The organism is Streptomyces sp. NPDC027185, assembly GCF_055567035.1.
On record NZ_JBVHRF010000003.1, the window covers coordinates 249,189 to 262,763 of the forward strand.

General features: G+C 71.9%; 11 protein-coding genes. 6 read left to right on the plus strand and 5 right to left on the minus strand.

Annotation, left to right across the window (positions count from 1 at the left end; all coding sequences use genetic code 11):
- Window positions 1–75: 75 nt before the first annotated feature.
- Together ACZ4M8_RS11475 and ACZ4M8_RS11480 are read left to right on the plus strand one after the other, a co-directional pair.
- Entirely contained in the window at window positions 76–669 is a 594-nt protein-coding gene (locus tag ACZ4M8_RS11475) for a hypothetical protein (RefSeq protein ID WP_467605770.1), read from the plus strand.
- 734 nt (window positions 670–1,403) lie between these two features.
- On the plus strand, window positions 1,404–1,646 hold the full coding sequence (locus ACZ4M8_RS11480) for a DUF397 domain-containing protein (RefSeq protein ID WP_467605771.1): 243 nt from the start codon (window positions 1,404–1,406) through the stop codon (window positions 1,644–1,646).
- Between the two features lie 335 nt (window positions 1,647–1,981).
- On the opposite strand, the gene ACZ4M8_RS11485 is transcribed toward ACZ4M8_RS11480, so the two are convergent.
- A complete protein-coding gene (locus ACZ4M8_RS11485) occupies window positions 1,982–2,239 on the minus strand; it encodes a GntR family transcriptional regulator (RefSeq protein ID WP_467605773.1) in 258 nt (85 codons plus the stop codon).
- Window positions 2,240–2,419: 180 nt separating this feature from the next.
- On the opposite strand from ACZ4M8_RS11485, the gene ACZ4M8_RS11490 reads away from it, so the two are divergent.
- The 3 genes from ACZ4M8_RS11490 (at window position 2,420) to ACZ4M8_RS11500 (ending at window position 3,812) form a co-directional block, all read left to right on the plus strand.
- A complete protein-coding gene (locus ACZ4M8_RS11490) occupies window positions 2,420–2,746 on the plus strand; it encodes a hypothetical protein (RefSeq protein ID WP_467605775.1) in 327 nt (108 codons plus the stop codon).
- Between the two features lie 303 nt (window positions 2,747–3,049).
- Window positions 3,050–3,280 (plus strand): hypothetical protein, encoded by a 231-nt coding sequence (locus ACZ4M8_RS11495; RefSeq protein ID WP_467605777.1) that lies wholly within the window; start codon window positions 3,050–3,052, stop codon window positions 3,278–3,280.
- 343 nt (window positions 3,281–3,623) lie between these two features.
- Entirely contained in the window at window positions 3,624–3,812 is a 189-nt protein-coding gene (locus tag ACZ4M8_RS11500) for a hypothetical protein (RefSeq protein WP_467605778.1), read from the plus strand.
- A 70-nt stretch (window positions 3,813–3,882) separates the two neighbouring features.
- On the opposite strand, the gene ACZ4M8_RS11505 is transcribed toward ACZ4M8_RS11500, so the two are convergent.
- Window positions 3,883–4,239, minus strand: a complete 357-nt coding sequence (locus ACZ4M8_RS11505) for a VOC family protein (protein ID WP_467605780.1) — start codon at window positions 4,237–4,239, stop codon at window positions 3,883–3,885.
- 192 nt (window positions 4,240–4,431) lie between these two features.
- Window positions 4,432–5,118: a TetR/AcrR family transcriptional regulator gene (locus ACZ4M8_RS11510; protein WP_467605781.1), complete on the minus strand. Its 687-nt coding sequence runs from the start codon at window positions 5,116–5,118 to the stop codon at window positions 4,432–4,434.
- 475 nt (window positions 5,119–5,593) lie between these two features.
- Between ACZ4M8_RS11510 and ACZ4M8_RS11515 the strand changes: the two genes are divergently transcribed.
- Window positions 5,594–8,380 (plus strand): SpoIIE family protein phosphatase, encoded by a 2,787-nt coding sequence (locus ACZ4M8_RS11515; RefSeq protein WP_467605782.1) that lies wholly within the window; start codon window positions 5,594–5,596, stop codon window positions 8,378–8,380.
- Between the two features lie 118 nt (window positions 8,381–8,498).
- On the opposite strand, the gene eccCa is transcribed toward ACZ4M8_RS11515, so the two are convergent.
- Window positions 8,499–12,593: a type VII secretion protein EccCa gene (gene eccCa, locus ACZ4M8_RS11520; RefSeq protein WP_467605785.1), complete on the minus strand. Its 4,095-nt coding sequence runs from the start codon at window positions 12,591–12,593 to the stop codon at window positions 8,499–8,501.
- Between the two features lie 64 nt (window positions 12,594–12,657).
- Window positions 12,658–13,083, minus strand: a complete 426-nt coding sequence (locus tag ACZ4M8_RS11525) for a YbaB/EbfC family nucleoid-associated protein (protein ID WP_467605786.1) — start codon at window positions 13,081–13,083, stop codon at window positions 12,658–12,660.
- Between the last annotated feature and the right edge of the window lie 492 nt (window positions 13,084–13,575).

Consider the following 13,575-nt stretch of genomic DNA (forward strand, 5'->3'; position numbering starts at 1 on the left):
CGCCCGACTGTCTAAAGGACAGCGGCAGTCGGGCGGTCGGTAGCCGAATGCACCACCAACAGAGGAGTGCAGGAAGTGAACGAAATCTTCAATCGCCCCGCCCCGGAACGGGTGGCGGAGCGTGCCCGCGAAATCCACACGGCCCTGATGGGCGACCCCGAGATCGGGCGTCTCGAAAAGGCAGTCTCGCAGTACAGCAGTGACTGGGACGACTTCTACGGGTACCCGATCATCACGGACTACGACGCCGTAGCCGACGCACCGGGGCTCTTCATCGAGGCCGTCCGCGCCATGGCGATCAAGTCCGCAGTCTGGGACCTCACCGACGCCAACGAACGGGAACAGGCGGCGGAACTTCCCCTCCCCGTCCCGGTGGACACCATGACGCACGCCATGATGGCGCAGTTCTCCCTGCTGACGCGCATGATGCAGCGTCACGGAATCCAGTTCGTGCACATGACGGACATGGAGCACGGCAACAAGCCCTGGGATCACGGCGACTACACCCACCAGGTCTACCGGCAGGCGTTTGGCAGCCTGAACTCCCGGTACTGGATCGGGGCCGGCGAGACCGAACGCCGCCGCCGCGTCCTGGACACCGTGTACGCCGGTATCGGCGTCACCGAGCGCGGAAAAAAGGTAGCCATCCCCTTGGGCGCCGCCGCTTAGCCGTCGGGGCAGGGTCCGCCGCTTCCGGTTCGAACGGAGCTGGAGGCGGCGCGATCCGGTCCGGTTCAAGCCCCACCTTGTGAGGGTGAACACAGGCCGGTGTCCCGTCGGACGTGTAGCGGTATCCGTCAGCAGGGTTGAACGGACATTCCCGAGTCGGGCGGTCGTAGATCACGAACCCCTCGCGCGGGAACCGCTTCGCCGGACAGATGCCGCACGCCAGATGGTCCGAATCGGGGGAGATGAAGGGGCGCTCCATACAACGCCACAGTAGCGAGTCCCGCACTGCGGCACACGCCCCTAGGAGACCTCCACCCGCACCCAACGTAAAGCCGCCGCACAGGAATTCGAGGAGGGAAGGGGGTGGCAAAGATGCCCAACGAAAACGTGAACGGCTACGACGTATTCGAGAATGAGACCGTGGTAGCCAGCGAGCCCGAACCCGAAGAAACCACGAGCGACGATGACGAGCAGTGAACCGGCACCGTTCTCTGACGAACCGCCGACCAACCGACAGCGCATCGGCATGATGATCAAGCGTGATCTACCCGACCGGGCAGGGGCGTCCGAATGGTGCGGCAAGCACCCGAAGGATCGAACCCGTCTGATCGCAAGAGCGCGCTGGGTCTGCCTCGACTGCCTACGCGAGACCGCGCAGCAGTAGCACAAGGCCCCGCCCGTCGTCCGCATGACGGTCGGGCGGGGCCCGCCCCCTGAATCAGGGCGGGCACACGGTGAAGCGAACCGAAGAAGACAGGGAGAAGCACATGAGCGCCGTCCCCGATTTCGAATTCCGTACGTCCAGCGCATGTCAGTACAACAACAACGACCCCCGGTGCGTGGAAGTCGCGACCAACGTACCCGGCACCGTGGTCGTTCGTAGCTCCGTGACCGGCCGGGCGGTCGAGTTCACGACGGAGGAGTGGGCCGACTTCCTCAGCGGTGCCAAGCTGGGAGAGTTCGACGTAGCGGCGTAGGGAGTCAGCATGCAGGAGTGCCCCCGGTGCGGTGGCAGCGTGGAGAGCGACCCGGAACACCCCGGGGTACTGCGCTGCATGACGTGCTGGAAGGTCCTGGCACTCCCCGCTGAACGTCCTTGCCCCGGCCACCGGCCGACGCTCAACGCAGCGCTGCGGAAGCTGAACGAAACCCGCGATCTACGACGCTAGAGCCGGAACGGCCCCGCCCATGAACCTCTGACGGGGGTTCGGGCAGGGCCGTACACGCTGTCCGGGCGGCCCCGGCGTTCCGTAGCCCCGACGAGCATCACGCACGTCCCAAACCGGGGCCACCGGGGCCGCCCGTGTGAACCCTAGTCGCCCTGGCCGGTCCGCTCGGCGACGAACGAACCCCGCCCCCACTCGGTGACGACAAGCCCGCGCCCCCGGAGTTCCCGCACTGCTCGCCGCGCGGTCTCCCGCGCCACCTTGAATCGTGCGCACAGCTCAGCTTCAGACGGAATGCGGTCACCGGGGGCGAGCGTGCCCGACTTGATGTCTGCGGAGAGGGCGTCCCGCACCCGCATGTACGGGGCGTGCGGGGTGTTCGCGTCGGGTGCGTGCTCAGGCATAGGGGAGAGCGTAGACACCCGGCCAACCTTGAGCGACTTAGACGGGCATACCAGGTAGACAGGTAGACGGGTTAGACGTGTTGGCTTTAGCGTGAGCGCCGAACACGAAAACGCCCCGGAAGACCGCTTAGGACCGGTCCACCGGGGCTCCGCCGATCAGCTAATGGGAGCTGAACCGACATGCGCGATGTTATCGCCCGCGCCCTCTCCTGGGTGCTCTCCGTCCTCGCCCCCCGCCGGCCCGGACGCCACTCCGCCGAACACCTTGCCAGCCGTGCCGTCCCCGCGCCCGTGCCCGAGTCCGTCAGCGTTTGGTCCCGCCCGTGGCGAGGACCGAGCGCCGACGACGCACGCGCCATCTTCCACGCCGAAGAGACCTGGTACCTCACCCCGGAACAGCGCGAACGCTGGTGGGCCGCTGCGTTCTCCGAAATCGGCGTTGACTACGACTTCCCAACCATCAACATCACGGGCGCCCGCACCGCTCCGCAGGGGGCCGCCGCGTGACCCCCGACGGCATATCCCGCACCACCGGCCCCGCCGTGACCACCGCGCGGTGTATGAAGTGCCGCCGCCTCACCGCTGCCCCCATGCCCGTCCGCTGGATCCAGACCACCAGCGGCCCCGGAGCCACCCTGTGGGCGTGCCCCGACCACGCGCCGGAAGTTGCCCCCGGCCCGATGCCCGGAGAGGTCCCGACCCGCCCGTAGACGGCTCCCCGCCTCCCTTCAGCGAAACCCCGCCCCCTCGATCGGGCGGGGTTTTCGCGTACCCACCCCCGGTGGACGACACGCGCCCTACCGTCCGCCCATGACCGCCACCGACTTTGACGCGCTCACCGCAGACCTGATCCGCCGCACCTACGACGCGGCAGACACCCTCAGCACGCCAGCGGGGCACCTGCCCGACATTGATGCCGGGGTGCGGCACGTAGACAGGCACCTACCCGCCGGATACTCCGGCGCCCTCGCGGACGACGGCACCCGGCATGACGTACTCGCCGAAATCGCGCGCGTGATTCTCCGGGGCTACTCGACATGACCCGGGCAAGGAGCGGTGTACATCTCAGATGTGCCGAAAACGTGCACAACCTGTGTGACCCGCGTGATACGCATTGCCACTCTTACGAACACGGGAGGGCCGCGTGAAGCGGAAAGCATGGGTCATTGCAGGAGTAGCGGTGGTGGCGTTCGGTGGCGTTCTGTCACTGTTCGAGGGCGAGCCCGACAAGGTCACCGCCGCTGATCCGAAACCGAGCGCTACCGCCACGGCGGCACCCTCGGAGACGCCGAGCCCGACGGCGTCAAAGCCCGGAAGCATCCCGTCGCCTGACGCCGCGCAGACGGCCGCCCTCGTACGCGCCCTGCGGGCCGTAGACCCCGGCTTGGTAGCCAAGGAGGAACGGACGGTCGATAGGGCCCGCAACGTCTGTCTGGACGTGCACCAGGGCAAGGACGCGGGCACCGTCCAGGGCAACGCCAAGGCGCGGTTCGAGGGTGGCACCGTGCCGAGCCTTACGGACGACCAGGCCGCGGACATCGTGACCGCCGTGAAGTCGTCGTTCTGCCACTGACGCCAGACAGCAAAATGCCCCGGTCGGCTATGCGCCGGGCGGGGCTCTGTCGTTGATGCTGCGGGTACTCTTAGAACTGGTAGTTAGAGGTGTTGGGGTCGGCGAGAACGTGCCACTGCTCGTCGCCGGTCTGGCCGATGTCGGCCGGGCGCGCCCCGAGCTTCAGGAGACGTTCGAGCTCGGCGTCCTGATCGCGGTCGGTGGCGTTGACGTCGATGTGCAGCCGGGACTTGCCCGGCTCCGGTTTGTCCCTGCGGCTGAGGATGATGGTCGGCTGCGGTCCGCCGAACCCTTCGAGCGGCTCGATCTCGAAGCAGTCGTCCCCTTCGCGATCGAGCACCACGAAGTCCAGGACCTCGCACCAGAACCGCGCCAGCATCTCGGGGTCACGGCAACCGAGTACGAGCTCACTGATACGACACGCCATGGACGAAACCTGCTTTCAACGGGACTGCCGGGGCGGCCGCGCGGACTCACCAGCTCCCCGCAGTGGGAACGTGGTCGAGACCGTACCGGGTGAAGCGCGCAGGTGAGAAGGGGTTTTGGGGTCGTCGCCCCTTGGTCGGACCGTGGGGCCGTAGGCCGCCCCGTGGGCCGGACGGGAACGTGACGACAGGGCTTAGGAGGCCCCCGGCTCCCCGTCCCGCGGCGCGGCCACCCGCGCACCGGCGGTCCGCGCTCCCGGCTGTCCCTCCGGGCAGGCGTCCTCCGGAGGGAAGCCCGACTCCCAGTCGAGGCCGTAGCGCTGGAAGAGTTCGGCGCGCAGGCGGGGCAGGGGGGTGGGGGCGCCGGGGAGGAGGAGGGGGACGACGGCGCCCATCAACAGGGCGCGCAGCAAGGGGTAGTCGGCGTCCGGGTCGGTGGAGCCGTAGGCGACGACGGTTTCGCGGAGGAGATGGGCGAGCCGCTGCTGTTCCGGGCACTGGATGAAACCGTCGGCGGTGAGGATGCCGGCCATGTGGGTGCGCATCAGCAGCGGGTGGTCGCGGGTGAGTCCGAGGATCGCGTCGATGGCGCGGGCCATCAGCTCCCGCCCCGCGTCGGGGCCTTCCGGACGCGGCGCGCGCTCCAGAGCTTCCTGGAGGGTGAGGTGCATCAGACGGTGCACGGCCGACTGGAGGAGCTGCCGCTTGCCGGGGAAGTAGTACGAGACCAGACCGCGTGCGGTGCCGGCCCGGAGGGCGATGTCGCCGAGGGTCGTGGCGTCGTAGCCGCGCTCGCCCACGAGGTCGGTCGTCGCCTGGAGCAGCCGCTCGCGCGAACGCCGCCGCAGTTCTTCATTGACCGATGCGCTGCGAGGGGACATCCTGTAACTCCTGCGTTGGCTGGCTGGCAGCCAGTATACTCAGCGCACGCCGGACACCTGGCTCTTCGAGGGGTGAATCCGGCCGTAAGGGCTGGTTCGGACGACGCGGGGGATCGTCCGAACCGGGCCGTGGCGGCGCCCGTGCGCCGTGTCCGGGCGAGGAATCGCAAGGGCGCGGCGTGCGGGCGCCGTCGCCTTCCGGTCCCTCGGCCGCGGCTGCCGTGCATTTCCCATGTGGTGCGGTACTCCCTCCGGACTTCTCCGCAAATCTCCTCAATGGCCGAAAAGTTGGGGTAACGGGCGAGGCGGGGCGGGTGATGGGTGCGGCGGAACGGGTGGCGGTGATCGCGACCTCCCGAGAATGTGGTGATAAATTGGTACATTTACGTCGATATGCTTCCAGTTTCTCAGCCACAGGGCCGGGCCGGTATCCGACCGAGGCGTGCGTGGCGATCCGGCGGGTGACGGATAGCGCATGCGCAAGAACGGGCACCGGGCACCGGGCTCCGCGGTACCGCGGGCCCTGGGCTTCCCCTGGAACACGCGGAGCCTCGCGGGACAGCTGATGATGGTGCAGCTGGTGCTGGTGGTCGTTCTCGTGAGCGTCGCCGCGCTGGGACTGCTCCTCCAGTCGCGCAGCGCCAGCACCCGCGACGCGCAGCACCGCTCCCGGGCCGTCGCCGAGGCGTTCGCACGGGCCCCCGGCACCGCCCGTGCGCTGGACAGCCGGGACCCCACCGCGGAACTGCAACCGCGCACCGAGGCGATCCGGGACGTCGCCGATGTGGACTTCGTCGTCGTCCTCAGCCCGCGGGGCGTCCGCTACACCGACCCCTCCCCGTCCCTCATCGGCCAGCACGCCGGCGGCATGTACGAGGACGCCCTCACCCAGGGCGCCTTCACCCGGACGATCCCCGGCGTCCACGGCATCACCGTCACCTCCGTCGTACCGGTCCCCCGGGGCAACGGCTCGACCGCCGGGCTGGTCTCGGTCGGCGTCACCGTCAAGCGGGCGCAGAGCAGCACCACCGCGCAACTGCCGGTGCTGCTCGGGAGCGCCGCGGGCGTCCTGGCGCTGTCCGCCGCCGGCACCGTCCTCGTCGGCCGCCGGCTGCGCCGCCAGACCCACGGTCTGGGGCCCGCCGAGATGACGCGGATGTACGAGCACCACGACGCGGTGCTGCACGCCGTCCGCGAAGGAGTGCTGATCGTGGACGCCGACGGGCGGCTGCTGCTCACCAACGACGAGGCGCGGCGGTTGCTGGACCTCGGGCCGGACGCCGAGGAGCGGCAGGTCACCGCGCTCGGCCTGGAGCCGTCCGTCGCCGCGCTGCTCACCGACCACCGCGCGGTGTCGGACGCCGTCCGCCCGGCGGGCGACCGGATGCTGGTCATCAACGTCCGCCTCACCGACGGGCCCGGCGGGACGGCGAGCAGCGTCGCCACGCTCCGCGACACCACCGAACTCCAGGCGGTCACCGGCCGCGCGGAGGCCGCCCGGGAGCGGCTGCGGCTGCTGCACGACGCCGGGGCCCGGGTCGGCACCACCCTGGACGTACGGCGCACCGCCCGCGAGATGACCGACGTCGCCGTACCGCGCTTCGCCGACGTCGCCACCATCGATCTGGCCGACCCCGTGCTGAGCGGTGAGGAACCGGACGGGGCGGACCATCCGCTGCGCCGCACGGCGGTCACCGCGGTGCCGGACGGCGGTGACGTCACCTTCCCCGTCGGCGAGCCGGTCACCGCGGTACGGCCCGCCGCGCACGCCCGTGCCCTCGCCGAGGGGGAGGCGGTCCTCGTCCCCGACGTGGCCGAGGTGCCGGAGCTGGCCGGCGGATCCGGACGGTCCGGGGCCACCGCGGACGCCGCCACCGCGCCGGTCGACGCCGGGCGGGCCGAGCGGATCCACGCCCTCGGACTCACCTCGCTGATCAGCGTGCCGGTACGGGCCCGTGGCCGGGTGCTGGGGCTGGCCGAGTTCTGGCGCACCGCGGCATCCGGGCCGTTCGACGAGGACGATCTGGCGCTCGCCGAGGAGCTGGTCGGACGGACCGCGGTCTGCATCGACAACGCCCGCCGCTACACCCGCGAACACGCCACCGCCGTCACCCTCCAGCGCAGTCTGCTCCCCGGCGGGCTGCCCGACCAGGACGCGGTGGACGTCGCCTACCGCTACCTCCCGGCGCAGGCGGGGGTGGGCGGCGACTGGTTCGACGTCATCCCGCTGCCCGGCGCCCGCGTCGCGCTGGTCGTCGGGGACGTCGTCGGCCACGGACTGCACGCCGCCGCCACCATGGGCCGGCTGCGCACCGCCGTGCACAACTTCTCCGCCCTGGACCTGCCGCCCGACGAACTCCTCGGCTACCTCGACGAACTGGTCGCCCGGATCGACGACAGCGGCGCCGCCGACACCGCCCAGGTCTCCGGCGCGACCTGCCTGTACGCGGTCTACGACCCGGCGTCCGGCCGCTGCACCATGGCCACCAACGGGCACCCGGGCCCGGCGCTCGTCCTGCCCGACGGCACGGTCGGCTTCCCCGACGTGCCGGTCTCACCGCCGCTCGGCCTCGGCGGCGAACCGTTCGAGACGCTGACCCTGGAACTGCCCGAGGGCAGCCGGCTGGTGCTCTTCACCGACGGGCTGATCGCCGACCGCCACCGCGACCTCGACACCGGACTCGCCACCCTCCGCGACGTCCTCGCCGCGCTGCCCGGCGCCGGACCGCGGGAGACCTGCCAGGCGGTCCTCGACGCCATGGTGGGACCGCGGCCCGGCGACGACATCGCCCTGCTCGTCGCCGCCACCCGCCGGATGGACGCCGACCACGTCGCCGAATGGGCCGTGCCCGGCGACCCGGCGGCCGTCGCCGAGGTCCGCGCGGAGGTCGCCGCGCGGCTCGACTCCTGGGGCCTGGGCGACCTCGCCTTCGCCACCGAACTCATCCTCAGCGAACTCGTCACCAACGCCATCCGCTACGCCACCGGCCCGGTCCGCGTACGGCTGCTGCGGGGCCGCAGCCTGATCTGCGAGGTCTCCGACGGCAGCCCCACCGCACCGCATCTGCGGCGCGCCGCCATGACCGACGAGGGCGGCCGAGGGCTGTACCTGGTGTCGCAGTTCGCCGAACGCTGGGGGACGCGCTACCCCGACAGCGGCAAGGTGGTGTGGACGGAACAGGCCCTGGAGCCCGGCACGCCGCCCGTCGCCGCGCTGAGCGACGCGGACCTGCTCGACCAGTGGGACGACGACAGCGGATGAGACGGCCTCGCGCCCGCGCGCGGGCCCGGCCGCGGACGGACGGCGGGCCCCGGACATGCCTGTGGGGCCCGGCGGACCGGGCCCCACAGACGTACGGGCTTTCAGCGCGGTGCGGCGGTCAGTGGCCGTCGCCCGGCTCGGCGGCGTCCGCCTCGGTGAGCGCGAGTTGCAGCACGGTGCGCGGGGCGCGGCGCTGCACCAGCACACCACGGCCCGGGGCGCGCGGCTCGGCACGCTCGGAGCCCAGGATCACGCCCTCCTTCGGCTCACCGGACAGCACCAGGCCGGAGGCGCCCAGCTCCTTGGCCCGGGTCAGCATCGGATCCATCATCGCCGTCCGCGCGAAGCCGGACACCCGGCGCGCCGTGACCAGGTGGAAGCCCAGCTCACGCGCTTGCGGCAGATAGTCCACGAGCGGCGCCAGCGGCGACTGCCGCCCGTTGGCGACGAGGTCGTAGTCGTCGACGACGACGTACAGCTCCGGCCCCTCCCACCAGTCGCGGTCCCGCAGCTGCTGGTGGGTGACATCGGCCGGCGGCATCCGCTCGGCGAGCTTCTCCGCGACCTGCTCGGCGTAGAAGGCGGCGGCGGTGGCGTCGCCCGCGTACGCGCCCAGGTGCTCGTCGGGGACGATGCCGAGCAGCGAACGCCGGTAGTCGATGACGATGAAACGGGCCTCCCACGCGGAGTACCGCTCGGCCATCCCCGTCAGCCAGCTGCGCAGGAACGCCGACTTGCCGGAGGCGGAGTCGCCGAACACCAGGAAGTGCGGGTCGGCGTCGGTCAGTTCGACGTGGACGGGGAGCAGGTCCTGCTCCGCCACGCCGATCGCCACACCCGCCGACGGGCGGTCCGACGCGGCGGGCAGCGCCGCCAGCTCGGCGCGGGTGATCCGCTCCGGCAGCATCCGGATGGGCGGCGCCGCGGCCGCCGGCCACGAGTCGGCGATCTTGGTGAGGGCGTCCTGCTGCGCCTCGGCCAGCCCGTCGAGGGTGTCCATCCCGTCCAGCCGCGGCAGCGCCACCTGGAACTGCACACCGCCGGGGGCCAGACCGCGGCCCGGGGCCGTCGAGGACGCGAACCGGCGCGCCGCACGGCGGTCGATCTCGGACTCGCCGGGGTCGTTGAGCCGCAGCTCCAGCCGGGCGGCGATGCTGTCCCGCAGCGCCAGCCGCAGGTCACCCCAGCGGTTGGAGGTCAGCACCAGGTGGATGCCGACACCGAGACCGCGCGCCGCGATGTCCAGGATGACGGCGTCGATGTCGATCTTGTCGAGGAGTTCGCCGCGCAGCCCGGCCCAGTTGTCGAGGAGCAGGAAGATGTCGGCGCTCCGCACGCCCTCGGGCAGCTGCCCGGCCGCGCGGCGGCGCCGGAACTCCTCCGCGGAGTCGATGCCCAGCTCCCGGAAGAGCGCCTCCCGCTCGGTGAGCAGCTGGCTCGCCTCGGCCAGCGCGCGCTGCACCCGTTCGAGGTCGTGCCGGCCGACCACGCCGCTGACGTGCGGCGCCCGGTCGAACGGCTGCAACGCGCCGCCGCCGAAGTCGACACAGAGGAACTGGACCTCGTCGGGGGAGTGGGTGACCATCGCGGAGAGCATGAGGGTGCGCAGGAACATGCTCTTGCCCGACTGGGGCGCCCCGATGAGGGCGAGGTGCCCGTACTCGTGCGCGAAGTCCGGGACGACGGGGTGCTGCTGCTGCATCACGGGGATGTCCGCGACACCGACCGGCAGCTTCAGCGAACCGTGCTCGGGCCACCACTGGGCGCGCAGCCCCGGGGTGTCCGGCACCTCGGCGAGCGGACCGGTGAGCGCGTCCAGCGGCAGGGCCCGCGGAAGCGGCGGCAGCCACACCTGGTGGACGGCCTGCCCGGAGCGCAGCAGCCGCTCGACCAGCACCTGCATCTCGGTGGGGCCGGTCAGCATCGGCCGGGCGCGCTGCTCGGGCTCGGGCGCCGGTTCCGCGTCCGGGTCCGGCGCGTGGCGCAGCCCGAACAGGACGGGAGCCGCGGACACCGGGCCCTCGACGGCGTTCTTCTCCTCGGCGCTCTCGTGCGGCCCGGAGACGTGCGCGACACGGAACCGCTCGTACACCGAGTCGGCGACCTTGAGGTACGCGGAGCCGGGGATGGGCGGCAGCTGGTAGGCGTCCGGGGTGCCGATGACGGCGCGGGACTCAGCCGCGGAGAACGTCCGCAGGCAGATCCGGTACGAGAGGTTGGACTCCAGCCCGCGCAGCTTGCCCTCCTCCAGCCGCTGCGTGGCGAGCAGCAGATGGATACCGAGGCTTCGGCCGACGCGACCGATCTGCACGAACAGGTCGATGAAGTCGGGCCGGCTGGACAGCAGCTCACCGAACTCGTCGACGATGACGAGGAGGTACGGCAACGGCTCCAGCGGCTTGCCGTCGGGACCGGTCTGCCCGGCGGCCCGGCGCAGCTGGTACTCGCGGACGTTGTCGAGGTTGCCGGCGTCCCGCAGCAGCTTCTGCCGCCGCTGCTGCTCACCCTGGAGGGCGTCGCGGACCCGGTCGACGAGGGCCAGATCGTCCACCAGGTTGGTGATCAGACCGGCGACGTGCGGCAGTTCGGTGACGCCCGCGAAGGTCGCGCCGCCCTTGAAGTCGACGAGGACGAAGCTGAGGATGTCCGGCGAATGGATCGCGGTCAGTCCGCCGACCAGCGTCCGCAGCAGCTCACTCTTGCCGGAGCCGGTGGCGCCGACGACCAGACCGTGCGGACCCATACCGCCCTGGGCGGCTTCCTTCAGGTCCAGGGCGAGCGGCTTGCCCTCGGCGTCGAAACCGACCGGGAAGCGCAGGACGTCCTCGGAGTCCGGCTCGATCCACAGGTCCTCCGGATCGAACGAGTCGAGGTCCGGTACGCCCAGCAGGTTCGGCAGCGACATGGTCTGGGCGAGGATCTCCTCGCCCTCCGCGGACAGCCGCAGCGGCGCCAGCGCGCGGGCGGTCGCCGCGCACAGCACCGGCGCCGGCTCGTCGGCGACGGCGCCCTCGACGTACGGGGTGCCGCCGCCGCGGTGGTCGTTGTGGCGGTTTTCGATGCGCAGTTCGCCCTCGTCGCCGACGTGCACCCGGACATCGGCCCGGGTCGGCTCGTCGGCCTCCCGGCCGACCACGCACACGACGGTGACGCCGGTACCGGGACCGGCGTCCGCCAGCAGCTGTGTGGCGACGGGGGAGCGGGCCCAGGCGCTGCGCGGGTCGTACCCGTCGAGCAGCACGATCAGCCGGCGGCGGTTGGCGGCCGCGTCCCGGCCGGAGGTGAAGGTGCGGCGGGCGGCGGCGGCCTGCTCGTGCGCGGCGGTCAGCCACGCGGCGAGGTGGTCGGCGACCCCGTCGAAGTCCTCCGCGACCAGCGGGACCACACCGGCCTCCCCCGTCGCGTCCTCCTCATGGGTGTGCGGCAGCCACTTCGCCCAGTCCCACTGCGCGTCGTCGGAACCGCCGGTGACGACGGTCAGGCAGACATCGTCCGGGGCGTGCAACACCGCGACCTGGCTCAGCAGCGCACGGGCCACCCCGCGGGCACGCCCCGACGGGCCCACCACGCTGACGACACCGGACTGGTCGAGGTCGATGACCGCGGGCTGGTGCCCGACGCTGGCGGTGTTCTCGATGAGCCGGTCGGCAGCCGCCTTGGCCCGCGCGTCGTACTCGACCGTCGGGTCGTTACGGGTCGCCAGCCGCACCGGCGTCGACAGCGGCGCGCGGCCGGTACCGATGCGGACGTGCAGGAAGTCCGGGTCGGTGGGGCGCCGCTCCCACACCCGGCGCCGGCGCCGGGCGATGGCCCACAGGCGGTGCGGCGACGGATGCTGCCAGGCGGCGACGGTGCGCTGGTCGGAGGCGACCTGACGGGCCGTCTTCCGGATCTCGACGAGGTGTTCCAGATAGCGGTCGCGGGCGCTCAGCCGCTGCTTGCGCTGGGTGCCGCGCATCTGCATACGGACACCGAAGGTGAGGCCGATGGAGAGGAGGACGAAGGAGATGCCGAGGAGGATCAGCATCTTCTTGCCCGCGACGATCATGTAGGCGGCCATGCTGATGCTGGACAGCAGCGGCATCAGCAGCATCAGCCAGTTGGCGCCGGAGTCCTTGGCGATCGGCTGTGGTGGCGCGGCCACCACCACCGGGTCGGTCGGGAGTTGGGGCGGCGCGACCCGGGCGGGGCGGTGGAAGACGATCCGCGACATCAGGGCTCTCTGTGCAGGGAGGTGGGGCGGCAGAGGACTACGGGCATCAGCCCCGCTGACCGGGTCAGCGGGGTGCGGAACCGTCCTGGGACGGGCCGGGGACACTGTCGTCGGCGAACGGGTTCACCAGAGGGGTCTTGGGGCGGCGTGCGGTGCTCTCCCGCAGCCCCGCCGCGAGGCCGGTGAGTCCCTGGGTGAACTCCTCGACCTGTTCGGCGCGGGCTGCCCGGAGCGTCGACTGCGCCGCGTCGATCGCCGCGATGACCAGGTCCTCCAGCGTCTGCGGGTCGTCCGGGTCGATGACCGACGGGTCCATGCGCAGTGAGGTGACCCGGCCTTCGCCGTTGACCTTCGCGGTGACCAGACCGCCGCCCGCGTGGCCGGTCGCCTCGGCCGAGCCGATGGCGTCGTTCATACCGGCGAGGTTCCCCTGAAGACTGCGCATCCGCTCCGTGAGGGCCGCGAGGTCGAACGATGGGCGGTCGGACATGGGCGGTGCTCCTCGTGCGGGCGGGAAAAGGCGCGGAGATGCCGGCGCACGACGGATGACGGCGGCCCTTTCGGGCGCCAACAGACGACGGGGGCCGCTGGGCGTCGCGCACGGGGAACGGCATCGGTCCGCGCCCATCCTCCCGCCCCGCCCCGCACCTGCCCAGATCCCTGTTCGGGGACCTCCGGGACGGGACCGGGCGGAGCGGGCGCGGAGCGGCCCGGTGAACGGGGGGTGGCGGCTGGGTGCGGGACCCGCGCCCGCGTGCGGAGGAGGCCCGGCGGCCCCGCGCGGCACCAGGATGGTGCCCAACGGAACGGGCGGGGCGTCTGCCCCTGCCCGCCGCCGTGGCCAGGCGCCGTATGGGCCCGGACCTGGCGGGCCCCGGGACGGGACAGGGTCCAAGGACACCTCGTGGCCCCCGCCCCACCCGGCAACGGCGGCCCGGCGACGCCCCCGTACGCACGGGGTACGGCACCGGGCCGCGCCGGC